The organism is Streptomyces sp. HUAS YS2 (assembly GCF_033343995.1).
Classification (GTDB): Bacteria; Actinomycetota; Actinomycetes; order Streptomycetales; family Streptomycetaceae; genus Streptomyces; species Streptomyces solicathayae.
Map to the genome: position 1 here is coordinate 5,722,138 of NZ_CP137573.1, position 12,049 is coordinate 5,734,186.

Here is a 12,049-nt window from a genome sequence, read left to right on the forward strand (position 1 = left end):
CCTCCGTACGCACTCGCCCCTTACTACCCAGGGAAGACATGACCCAGCACCTCGCCGCCCCCGCAGCCGACCCGACCACCGGCACGGACACGGGCTGGTGGCGCGACGCGGTGATCTACCAGGTCTATCCGCGCAGCTTCGCCGACGGAAACGGCGACGGGATGGGCGACCTGGAGGGCATCCGCAGCCGGCTGCCGTACCTCAGGGACCTCGGCGTCGACGCCGTCTGGCTCAGCCCGTTCTACGCCTCCCCGCAGGCCGACGCCGGCTACGACGTCGCCGACTACCGGGCCATCGACCCGATGTTCGGCAGCCTGCTCGACGCCGACGCGCTGATCCGCGAGGCGCACGAGCTGGGCCTGCGGATCATCGTCGACCTGGTGCCCAACCACTCCTCCGACCGGCACGAGTGGTTCCAGCGCGCGCTGCGCGAGGGCCCCGGCTCCCCGCTGCGCGAGCGCTACCACTTCCGCCCCGGCAAGGGCGAGAACGGCGAACTGCCGCCCAACGACTGGGAGTCCATCTTCGGCGGCCCGGCCTGGACCCGCGTCGCGGACGGCGAGTGGTACCTCCACCTGTTCGCGCCCGAGCAGCCCGACTTCAACTGGGAACACCCCGCCGTCCGCGACGAGTTCCGCTCCATCCTGCGCTTCTGGCTCGACATGGGCGTGGACGGCTTCCGCGTCGACGTCGCCCACGGCCTGGTCAAGGCCGAGGGCCTGCCCGACATCGGCAGCCACGACCAGCTGAAGCTGCTCGGCAACGACGTCATGCCGTTCTTCGACCAGGACGGCGTCCACGAGATCTACCGCTCCTGGCGGCAGGTGCTCTCCGAGTACGACGGGGAGCGCGTCCTCGTCGCCGAGGCCTGGACCCCGACCGTCGAGCGCACCGCGAACTACGTGCGCCCCGACGAGATGCACCAGGCCTTCAACTTCCAGTACCTGGGCACGCATTGGGACGCCGCCGAGCTGCGTACCGTCATCGACGCCTCGCTGGAGGCGATGCGCCCGGTCGGCGCGCCCACCACCTGGGTGCTGTCCAACCACGACGTCACCCGGCACGCCACCCGGTTCGCCAACCCGGCCGGCCTCGGCACCCAGCTGCGCACCCCCGGCGACCGGGAGCTCGGCCTGCGCCGGGCCCGCGCCGCGACGCTGCTGATGCTGGCGCTGCCCGGCTCCGCGTACGTCTACCAGGGCGAGGAGCTCGGCCTGCCGGACGTCACCGACCTGCCGGACGAGGTGCGCCAGGACCCGTCGTTCTTCCGGGCCACCGGCCAGGACGGCTTCCGCGACGGCTGCCGGGTGCCGATCCCGTGGACCGTCGAGGGCAGCTCGTACGGCTTCGGCGCCGGTGGCTCCTGGCTGCCGCAGCCGACCGGCTGGGGGAGCCTGAGCGTCGAGGCGCAGGCCGGCGACCCGGGCTCCACCCTGGAGCTGTACCGCAGCGCGCTCGCCGTGCGGCGGGCGCGACCCGAACTCGGTGCGGGCGAGGGCGTCGAGTGGCTGGAGGCACCCGAGGGTGTGCTCTCCTTCCGCCGTGACGGCTTCGTCTGCACCGCCAACACCACCGGCCGGGCCATCACCGTCCCGCTGCCCGGCCGGTACATCCTCTCCAACGAGGAGATCAGGATCGTCGACGGCGCCGCCGAGGTGCCGGCCGACACCACCGTCTGGTGGGCGGTGTGACGATCCCCCTGCCGCGGGGCGCCGGAGGGGGCGCCCCGCGGCTCGCGGACCTCGCGGCCCAGTCCGGGGTCAGCGAGGCCACCGTCAGCCGGGTGCTCAACGGCAAGGTGGGCGTGGCCGACGCGACCCGGCACAAGGTGCTGGCCGCGCTCGACGTGCTCGGCTACGAGCGGCCGGTCCGGCTGAGACGGCGCAGCGCCGGCCTGGTCGGCCTGGTCGTGCCGGAGCTGATCAACCCGATCTTCCCGGCGTTTGCGCAGGTCGTGGAGCAGGTGCTCGCCGGGCACGGCTACACCCCGGTGCTGTGCACCCAGATGCCCGGCGGCGCGACCGAGGACGAACTCGTCGAGCAGCTGGTGGAGCGGGGTGTCGCCGGCATCGTCTTCCTGTCCGGGCTGCACGCCGACGCCACCGCCGATCCCGGGCGGTACGTCGAACTGGCCGCCCGGGGCGTCCCGTTCGTCCTCATCAACGGCTTCAACGAGCGCATCGACGCCAACTTCGTCTCGCCGGACGACCGTTCGGCGGCACGGATGGCCGTCCAGCACCTGGTGGACCTGGGGCACGAGCGGATCGGCCTGGCCATCGGCCCGACCCGGTACGTGCCGTCCCGGCGCAAGGCGGAGGGGTTCACCGCCGCGCTGCACGGCCTGCTCGGCATGGAGCGGGCGGCGGCGGAGGCGCACGTCCGGCCGACGCTGTTCGGCGTCGAGGGCGGTCACGCGGCCGCCGACCTGCTGCTCGACCAGGGCTGCACGGCGATCGTCTGCGGCTCCGACCTGATGGCACTGGGCGCGATCCGCGCCGTACGGGCGCGCGGGCTCGACGTGCCCCGGGACGTCTCCGTCGTCGGCTTCGACGACTCCCCGCTGATCGCGTTCACCGACCCGCCGCTGACGACGGTGCGGCAGCCCGTGCAGGCGATGGCGACGGCGGCGGTGGGCACGCTGATCGAGGAGATCGAGGGGAACCCCGTGCAGCGCACGGAGTTCGTGTTCCAGCCGGAGCTGGTGGTGCGCGGTTCGACCGCGCAGGGGCCGCAACTTCTTTCGTAACGACGTGCGTCGGGGCGTCCGGAGGGTTGACCGGACGTCAAGGCACCCCTACGGTCACGGCTGAAAACAGTTGCTGTTACTTGCGGCAACTTCTTGCGACATCGACGTCAGCAGGAGGAACAATGGCCAGAAGGACCGTGGCCGCTGCACTCGCCCTCGTGGCGGGAGCCGCTGTGGCCGTCACGGCACCCCCCACCGCGCAGGCCGCTCCCCCCGGTGAGAAGGACGTCACCGCGGTGATGTTCGAGTGGAAGTTCGCCTCGGTGGCGAAGGCGTGCACGGAGCAGCTCGGGCCGGCGGGGTACGGGTACGTCCAGGTCTCGCCGCCCCAGGAGCGCATCCAGGGCTCGGCGTGGTGGACCGCGTACCAGCCGGTCAGCTACCGGATCGCGGGCCCGCTGGGCGACCGCACCGCCTTCAGGAGCATGGTGGACACCTGCCATGCGGCGGGGGTGAAGGTCGTCGCGGACTCCGTCATCAACCACATGGCGAACGCGTCGGGCACGGGAACGGGCGGGACCTCGTTCTCGAAGTACGACTACCCGGGGCTCTACTCCGGCGCCGACATGGACGACTGCCGCGCCACGATCGGCGGCTACACGAACCGCGCCGAGGTCCAGAACTGCGAACTCGTCGGCCTGCCCGACCTGGACACCGGCGAGGACTGGGTACGCGGCCGGATCGCCGGCTACCTGAACGACCTGCTGTCGCTGGGCGTCGACGGCTTCCGGATCGACGCGGCGAAGCACATGCCGGCGGCCGATCTCGCGAACATCAAGTCGCGCCTCACGAACCCGTCCGTGTACTGGAAGCAGGAAGCGATATACGGGGCCGGTGAGGCCGTCTCGCCGAGCGAGTACCTCGGCAACGGGGACGTGCAGGAGTTCCGCTACGCGCGGGACCTCAAGCGGGTCTTCCAGAACGAGAAGCTCGCGTACCTGAAGAACTTCGGCGAGGGCTGGGGCTACATGCCGTCCGGCCAGTCCGGCGTCTTCGTCGACAACCACGACACGGAACGCGTCGGCGACACGCTCAACTACAAGGACGGCGCCAACTACACGCTGGCGTCGGTCTTCATGCTCGCCTGGCCGTACGGTTCGCCGGACGTCCACTCGGGCTACGAGTGGTCCGACAAGGACGCGGGCGCGCCGGGCGGCGGCCAGGTGAGCGCGTGTTACACCGGCGGCTGGAAGTGCCAGCACGCCTGGCGCGAGATCGCCTCGATGGTCGGCTTCCGCAACGCGGCGCGCGGCCAGGGCATGACGGACTGGTGGGACAACGGCGGCAACGCGATCGCTTTCGGCCGGGGCGCGAAGGCGTATGTGGCCATCAACCACGAGGCCGGGGCGCTGACCCGCACGTTCCAGACGTCGCTTCCGGCGGGCACTTACTGCGACGTGCAGCGCGACACGGCGGTGACGGTGAATACCTCCGGCCAGTTCACGGCGACGCTCGCGCCGAACACGGCGGTGGCGCTGCACGCGAACGCGCGGACGTGCGCGGCGCCGGTGGCGGCCGGAGCGTCGTTCAACGTCACCGCGACGACGTCGCCGGGCCAGAACATCTACGTCACCGGCAACCGCACCGAACTCGGCAACTGGTCCCCGTCCGCCGCGCTCAAGCTCGACCCTGCGTCGTACCCGGTCTGGAAGCTGACGGCCTCCCTGCCCGCCGGAACGGCCTTCGAGTACAAGTACCTCCGCAAGGACGCGGCCGGCAACGTGACCTGGGAGTCCGGCGCGAACCGCGTCGCGACCGTTCCCGCCTCGGGCCAGGTCGTCCTGAACGACACCTTCCGCAGCTGATCTTCCCTCCCGTGAGGTCCGCCCCGTCCGGGGCGGACCCCTTTCCCGTACCTCCTGGGAGCACCCCGTGATACGCAAGAGAACGGCGGCCGTCGTGGCCACCGCCCTGTGCGCGGCCCTCGTACCGGCCCTGCCCGCGACAGCGAAGGCACCCCCACCCCCGCCCTCCGACAAGACGCTCGCCGCGCAGCCCGCCCGTCACGACCTCACCCGCGAGCAGTTCTACTTCGTGCTGCCGGACCGGTTCGCGAACGGGGACGCGGCCAACGACCGCGGCGGGCTCACCGGGACCCGGCTCGAGACCGGGTTCGACCCCGCCGACAAGGGGTTCTACCAGGGCGGCGACCTCAAGGGGCTGACGCAGAAGCTGGATTACATCAAGGGCCTCGGCACCACCGCCATCTGGATGGCGCCGATCTTCAAGAACCGGCCCGTCCAGGGCACCGGCAAGGACGCCTCCGCCGGGTACCACGGGTACTGGATCACCGACTTCACCCAGGTCGACCCGCACTTCGGCACCAACGCCGACCTCGAGAAGCTGATCGACGCCGCCCACGCCAAGGGCATGAAGGTCTTCTTCGACGTCATCACCAACCACACCGCCGACACCGTCGACTACGCCGAGAAGAAGTACGGCTACCGCCCCAAGGGCGCCTACCCGTACCTCGACGCCTCCGGCCGGCCCTTCGACGACCGGAACGGGATCCCGGCCGTCGACGCGGACTCGTTCCCGTACACGCCGGAGAGCAAGGGCGGCAAGGTCCCGTCCTGGCTCAACGACCCGGCCATGTACCACAACCGCGGCGACTCCACCTGGGCCGGCGAGTCCGCCGAGTACGGCGACTTCGTCGGACTCGACGACCTGTGGACCGAGCGTCCCGAGGTCGTCGACGGCATGAAGCGGATCTACCAGAAGTGGGTCCGTGACTTCGACATCGACGGCTTCCGCATCGACACCGTCAAGCACGTCGACCTCGACTTCTGGACCCAGTGGGCCACTGCCCTCGACGCCTACGCCAGGACGCAGGGCCGCGAGGACTTCTTCATGTTCGGCGAGGTGTACTCCGCCGACCCCGCCGTCACTGCCCCGTACGTCACCCGCGGCCGGCTCGACGCCACCCTCGACTTCCCCTTCCAGGACGCCGCCCGCGCCTTCGCCTCGCAGGGCGCCGGCGCCGACCGGCTCGCCAAGGTCTTCGCCGAGGACCACCGGTACACCACCGACAAGGCCAACGCCTACGAGCAGGTGACCTTCCTCGGCAACCACGACATGGGCCGCATCGGCGCGTTCCTGAAGCAGGACCACCCGGACGCCGCCGACGCCGAACTCCTGGACCGCGCCCGGCTCGCCAACGAGCTGATGTTCCTCTCCCGCGGCAACCCCGTCGTCTACTACGGCGACGAGCAGGGCTTCACCGGCCCCGGCGGCGACAAGGACGCCCGCCAGACCCTCTTCGCCTCGAAGACCGCGGACTACCTCGACGACGACCAGATCGGCACCGCCCGCACCCACGCCTCCGACGCGTACGACCCGAACCACCCGGTCTACAAGTCGATCGCCGAGCTGTCGCGGCTCACCAAGGCGCACCCGGCCCTGCGCGACGGCGTCCAGCAGGAGCGGTACGCCGAGGGCTCCGTCTACGCCTTCTCCCGTACGGACGCGGCCGAGGAGCGGACCGAGTACGTCGTCGCCGCCAACAGCGCGACCACGCCGAAGACCGTCACCTTCCCCGTCGGCTCCCAGGACTTCCGCGTCCTGTACGGCGGCCAGGGCGCCGTCGCCGCCGAGGACGGCCGGATCACCGTCACCGTCCCGGCGCTCTCCTCGCTCGTCCTGAAGGCCGGCCGGCCGCTCGCGGCGCCCTCTGCCGCGCCCTCGCTCACCCTGACGGCGACCCCGGACGGCCAGGTCTCCGCGGGCGTCCGGGGCGGCGGCCTCAACCGCGTCGTCTTCGCCGCCCAGCAGGGCGACGGCCCCTGGAAGGTCCTCGGCTCCGCCGACCACGCCCCGTACCAGGTGAGCCACCACATCACCGCCGCCGCCGGAACGCCCGTGCGCTACAAGGCCGTCGTCGTCGACAGTGCCGGCCGCACCGCGAGCGCCCTCGCCGGGACCACGGCCCCGCCCGTCCCGCCCGCCGAGAAGCCGGTGGCCGTCCAGCGCCCGTACGCCGTGGTGCACTACCAGCGCCCCGCAGGGGACTACGCCGGCTGGACGCTGAAGGCCGACGGCAAGGAGGCCGCGTTCACCGGCCGGGACGCCTACGGCGCGTTCGCCTGGGTGCCCGTCGCCGAAGGCGCGTCGAGCGTCGCGTACACCGTCGAGAAGGACGGGACCGCCGACGGCCCGCAGCGAAGCATCAGCCTCGGCCGCACCGGCCAGGTCTGGATCACGCAGGGCGCCGCCGGCCAGGCGGACTCCGCGCCGGACGGCGCGTACCCGCCGCAGGACAAGGGCAAGGCCGTCGTCCACTACAACCGGCCCGACGGCGACTACGACGGCTGGGGTCTGCACACCTGGACCGGCGCCGCCCAGCCCACCGACTGGTCCAAGCCCCTCATGCCGGTACGCGTCGACGCGTACGGCGCCGTCTACGAGGTGCCGCTCTCCCCGGGCGCGACGTCCCTCTCGTACATCCTGCACAAGGGCGACCAGAAGGACCTGCCCACCGACCAGTCCCTCGACCTCGCCACCTACGGCAACGAGGTCTGGCTGCTCGCCGGAAAGCCCGGGTACCTGCTCCCGCAGACCGGCGGCACGCCGAGCCTCGACCTCGGCAAGGCCGAGGCGCAGTGGATCGACCGGAACACGGTCGTCTGGAAGGTCAAGGCCACCGACGCCACCAGCCAGCAGCTCGTGTACGCGGCCGACGGCGGCATCACCGTCACCGACGGGGCCCTCAGCGCCGAGGGCCGGTGGCTGCGCCTGAACCCGGGCGCCCTCACCGACGCGCAGAAGGCGAAGTTCCCGCACCTCGAGGACTACCCGGCGTTCACCGTCGACCCGCGCGACGCCGACCGCGTCCGCGGCTCGCTGCGCGGGCAGCTGATCGCCACCCAGCGCGCCGCCAACGGCGCCCTGCTCGCCGCGACCGGCGTGCAGACCGCGGGCGTGCTCGACGACCTGTACGCGGCGAAGGCGACCAAGGCCGCCCTCGGCCCGGTCTTCCGCGCAGGCCGCCCCACGCTGTCCCTGTGGGCGCCGACCGCGCGGTCCGTCGCCCTCGAACTCGACGGGAAGACCGTCCCGATGCGCCGCGACGACGCCTCCGGCGTCTGGTCGGTCACCGGCCCGGCCACCTGGACCGGCAAGCCGTACCGGTACGCGGTGAAGGTCTGGGCGCCCAGCGTCCAGAAGCTCGTCACCAACAGGGTCACCGACCCGTACTCCACCGCCCTGACCACCGACTCGGCCCGCAGCCTGGTCGTCGACCTCGCCGACGCCCGGCTCGCGCCGCCCGGCTGGCAGAAGCTGGCCAAGCCGGCCGCCGTACCGCTGCGCGACGCGCAGATCCAGGAGCTGCACATCCGCGACTTCTCCCTCGCGGACCCGACGGCGAAGGCCGACCACCGCGGCACCTACCTCGCCTTCACCGACCCCGACAGCAAGGGCTCCCGGCACCTGAAGGCGCTGGCCGCCTCCGGCACCTCGTACGTCCACCTGCTCCCGGCCTTCGACATCGGCACCGTCCCCGAGAAGAAGTCCGACCAGTCCGCCCCCGCCTGCGACCTGAAGGTGTACGCGCCCGACTCCGAGGAGCAGCAGGCCTGCGTGGCCGCCGCCGCGGCGAAGGACGCGTACAACTGGGGCTACGACCCGCTGCACTACACCGTGCCGGAGGGCTCGTACGCCACCGACCCCGAGGGCACGCAGCGCACCGTCGAGTTCCGGCGGATGGTGCAGGCGCTCAACGGCAGCGGCCTGCGCACGGTGATGGACGTGGTCTACAACCACACCGTCGCCGCCGGCCAGTCGGACAAGTCCGTCCTCGACAAGATCGTGCCCGGCTACTACCAGCGGCTCCAGGCCGACGGCTCCGTCGCGACCTCCACCTGCTGCGCCAACACCGCGCCCGAGAACGCCATGATGGGCAAGCTCGTCGTGGACTCGGTCGTCACCTGGGCGAAGGAGTACAAGGTCGACGGCTTCCGCTTCGACCTCATGGGCCACCACCCGAAGGCGAACATCCTCGCCGTCCGCGCGGCTCTCGACGCGCTGACCGTCGAGAAGGACGGCGTCGACGGCAGGGCGATCGTCCTGTACGGCGAGGGCTGGAACTTCGGCGAGATCGCCGACGACGCCCGGTTCGTCCAGGCCACCCAGAAGAACATGGCCGGGACCGGCGTCGCGACCTTCTCCGACCGGGCCCGCGACGCGGTCCGCGGCGGCGGGCCCTTCGACGAGGACCCGGGCGTCCAGGGATTCGCCTCCGGCCTCTTCACCGACCCCAACACGTCCAGGGCCAACGGAACTCCGGCCGAGCAGAAGGCCCGGCTGCTCCACTACCAGGACCTGATCAAGGTCGGACTGACCGGCAACCTGGCGTCCTACTCCTTCACGGACACCTCGGGCCGCACGGTCAAGGGCTCCCAGGTCGACTACAACGGCGCTGCGGCCGGGTACGCCGACGCGCCCGGCGACGCCCTCGCGTACGCCGACGCGCACGACAACGAGACCCTGTACGACGCGCTCGCCTTCAAGCTCCCGGCGGACACGTCCCCGGCCGACCGGGCCAGGATGCAGGTCCTCGCCATGGCCACCGCGACCCTCTCGCAGGGCCCGGCGCTCTCCCAGGCGGGCTCCGACCTGCTCCGCTCCAAGTCGCTCGACCGGAACTCGTACGACAGCGGTGACTGGTTCAACGCGGTCCACTGGGACTGCCGGGAGGGCAACGGCTTCGGCCGCGGGCTGCCGCCGGCCGCCGACAACACGTCCAAGTGGGGGTACGCGAGGCCGCTCCTGGTGAACCCGGCCCTCACCGTCGGCTGCGCGCAGATCGACGGGGCCTCGGCCGCGTACCGGGACCTCCAGCGGATCCGCACCACCGAGCCGGTCTTCTCGCTCGCCACCGCCGGCCGGGTCCAGGACTCCCTGTCCTTCCCGCTGTCCGGCCCGGAGGAGACCCCCGGCGTGATCACCATGCGCCTCGGTGACCTGGTGGTGGTCTTCAACGCCACCCCGGACCGGCAGGCCCAGCGGGTCGCCGCCCTGGCCGACAAGAGCTACGCCCTTCACCCGGTCCAGGCGTCCGGCGCCGACGCCACGGTGAAGTCCGCCTCGTACGAGGCGGGTTCGGGCACCTTCACGGTCCCGGCCCGGACGGTCGCGGTGTTCACCGCACGCTGACCCGCGACCCGCACGCCCCGAGGCCGGCCGGCTCCCCCGGCCGGCCTCGGCGGCGTTCAGAGGGACTTCTCCATCAGCGTGAACCGGTTGTGGGACCCGTCGGGCTGGGGCTTGCCCGTGTTCTCGCCGACGACCCGGTAGCCCGCCTTCTCGTAGTAGGACCGCAGCCGCTCGACGCGCGCCAGGCAGTCGAGCCGGGCGAGCCCGCGCCCCCCGGCCGTGATCCGCGCCTCCGCGTCCGCGAGGAGCGTGGCCCCCGTGCCCGCGGGTGCCGTGTCCCGGTCGATCATCAGCCCGTGCACGTACCCGGCGACGGGCGGCTGCGGGCCCCAGGCCGGTTCGTCGTCCCACCACAGCTCGTACGAGCCGACCAGCGGGCCGCCTTCCGCCGCGTACGCCAGCCAGACCTCGCGCTCGGAGATCCGGCCGCGGAAGTACTCCGCGCCCCGGCCGCCGGGCCGCCACTGGACGGAACCGGACCGCGCCATCCAGCGCGCCGCTCCTTCGTACAGCCCCACCAAAAGGTCCAGATCGCGCTCGTCCGCCTGCCGGAAGGTCACTTGTGTCGTCATGGTGATCACCGTAAAGGTGTGCCCAGACACCAGTACGACCAGGAGCCCGCTTCCATGCCGCAGATCACCGTCGACTACTCCGCGCCCCTCGACCGGCGCGGCTTCGCGCTCGCGCTGCACCCGATCGTCGTGGCGACGGTCGACGCCACGACCGACAGCTGCAAGACCCGGTTCCGCGAGATCGAGGAGAGCGTCTGCGGCGACGGCTCCACCGACGACGTGGTCGTGCACGTCGACATCGCGTTGCTCCCGGGCCGGACCGGGGAGGCCAAGGCGCGGCTCGCCGAGGCGGTGCTCGACCTGCTGCCGCGCCACCTCAAGCAGAGCGACGGGGTGAGGATCTCCGCCGAGGTGCGCGACCTCGACCCGTCCTACCGCAACCGCTGAGCGGGCACCCGCGGGGCGAGGTCCAGGAGCCGGCCGACCAGGTCGCCGAACGGCCCGTCGGCGGGCTCGTCCGCGAGCATGCGGACGACGAGATCCGCCATCCCGTCGTCGTACGCGGCGCTCACCGCGGCCAGCGCCGCGAAGTCGTGCACCAGCTGCAACTCCAGCTCGGCGCGCGGTATGCGGCGCCCGTCCAGCCACAGCAGCGCGGTGGACTCGGCGAGCGAGACCCAGGAGCGGACCACCATCTCGAGCCGGGCGGACGGCTTCCCGACCTCCAGGTGGGCCAGGATCTGCTCGTACGCGGCCTGCCGCACCTCGTCGATCATCGCGTTCGTGGTGGAGGAGCCGACCGCCGGACCGCCGCGCATCAGCGCGGCGAAACCCGGGCCGTGCTCGTCGACGAAGTCGAAGAACCGGCCCATCACCCGCAGCAGCCGGGCCCCCAACGGCCCCTGCGGGGGCTCCAGGAAGCGGCCCGCCAGCTCGTCGGCCGCCCGTCGCAGGGCCGCCTCGTACAGGCTCTGCTTGCCCGGGAAGTAGTGGTAGACGAGCGGCCGCGAGATGCCCGCGGCGGCTGCGATCTCGTCGATGGAGACCTCGTCGGGGGAGCGGTGGCTGAACAGTTCCAGCGCCACCCCGATGAGTTGCTGTCTGCGCTCCTCGACGCCCATCCTGCGGCGTACCCCGGTCGTCATGCGAACAGCCTAACGGGCGTCCGTTACGCTCCCACCACATGAGCGCTTCCGACCAGGACACCACCGGCCAGGACACCACCACCGAGGAGGCCCCCGAGGAGCGCGCTCCCGCGGAGGCCGCACCCGTCGACGACGCCCCCGAAGGCGCTCCGGAGGACGCCCCCGAGGAGGACGCGCCCACCGGGGACGACGCCGACGAGGACGCGTCCGACGGGCTGACTCCCCGGCAGGCACGGCGGCTTCGGATCGCCGCCGCGTCGGTCCTGCTGGTGGCCATGGCGGTCGTCCTGGTGGTCCGGCTGGCCAGCCGGACCTCCGTCCTCGTCGTCGGCGTCTACGGGCTCGCCATGATCCTCTGCGGCGTCGTGATCGAGCTGTCCCGCAACGGCCGTACCCGTCTGGGTACTTGGCTGCTCGCCGGTGGCCTGCTCGCCGCGCTGGTCGCCGACTGGCTGATCCTTCCCTGACGTTCCGGAGCCGGGGTCGGGGTCGGA

The 12,049-nt window shown here is 72.0% G+C and carries 8 protein-coding genes; 6 read left to right on the forward strand and 2 right to left on the reverse strand.

What is annotated here, in order from left to right; all coding sequences use genetic code 11:
• Positions 1 to 38: 38 nt before the first annotated feature.
• From R2D22_RS26535 to pulA, 4 genes are all read left to right on the forward strand, one after another.
• Complete coding sequence (locus R2D22_RS26535) at positions 39 to 1,691, forward strand: glycoside hydrolase family 13 protein (RefSeq protein ID WP_318107190.1); 1,653 nt, start codon at positions 39 to 41, stop codon at positions 1,689 to 1,691.
• The gene (locus R2D22_RS26540; protein ID WP_318107191.1) at positions 1,679 to 2,746 is read left to right on the forward strand and encodes a LacI family DNA-binding transcriptional regulator; all 1,068 of its coding nucleotides are present in this window, start codon (positions 1,679 to 1,681) and stop codon (positions 2,744 to 2,746) included. Before R2D22_RS26535 ends, R2D22_RS26540 begins: the two co-directional genes overlap by 13 nt.
• 122 nt (positions 2,747 to 2,868) lie before the next feature.
• Positions 2,869 to 4,551: a carbohydrate-binding module family 20 domain-containing protein gene (locus R2D22_RS26545; protein WP_318107192.1), complete on the forward strand. Its 1,683-nt coding sequence runs from the start codon at positions 2,869 to 2,871 to the stop codon at positions 4,549 to 4,551.
• A 67-nt stretch (positions 4,552 to 4,618) separates the two neighbouring features.
• Positions 4,619 to 9,898 carry a pullulanase-type alpha-1,6-glucosidase gene (pulA, locus tag R2D22_RS26550; protein ID WP_318107193.1) on the forward strand — a complete coding sequence of 1,760 codons (5,280 nt, stop codon included), beginning with the start codon at positions 4,619 to 4,621 and terminating at the stop codon, positions 9,896 to 9,898.
• A 56-nt stretch (positions 9,899 to 9,954) separates the two neighbouring features.
• Here the strand turns inward: pulA and R2D22_RS26555 are convergent, their stop codons facing one another.
• Positions 9,955 to 10,470, reverse strand: coding sequence for a GNAT family N-acetyltransferase (locus R2D22_RS26555; protein ID WP_318107194.1), 516 nt, complete (start codon positions 10,468 to 10,470; stop codon positions 9,955 to 9,957).
• A 54-nt stretch (positions 10,471 to 10,524) separates the two neighbouring features.
• Between R2D22_RS26555 and R2D22_RS26560 the strand changes: the two genes are divergently transcribed.
• Entirely contained in the window at positions 10,525 to 10,857 is a 333-nt protein-coding gene (locus tag R2D22_RS26560) for a 5-carboxymethyl-2-hydroxymuconate Delta-isomerase (protein WP_318109994.1), read from the forward strand.
• Here R2D22_RS26560 and R2D22_RS26565 read toward each other — a convergent pair.
• Positions 10,842 to 11,555 carry a TetR/AcrR family transcriptional regulator gene (locus tag R2D22_RS26565; RefSeq protein ID WP_318107195.1) on the reverse strand — a complete coding sequence of 238 codons (714 nt, stop codon included), beginning with the start codon at positions 11,553 to 11,555 and terminating at the stop codon, positions 10,842 to 10,844. The two genes, R2D22_RS26560 and R2D22_RS26565, sit on opposite strands and share 16 nt — an antisense overlap.
• A 38-nt stretch (positions 11,556 to 11,593) precedes the next feature.
• Between R2D22_RS26565 and R2D22_RS26570 the strand changes: the two genes are divergently transcribed.
• The gene (locus R2D22_RS26570) at positions 11,594 to 12,022 is read left to right on the forward strand and encodes a hypothetical protein (RefSeq protein WP_318107196.1); all 429 of its coding nucleotides are present in this window, start codon (positions 11,594 to 11,596) and stop codon (positions 12,020 to 12,022) included.
• Positions 12,023 to 12,049 lie beyond the last annotated feature (27 nt).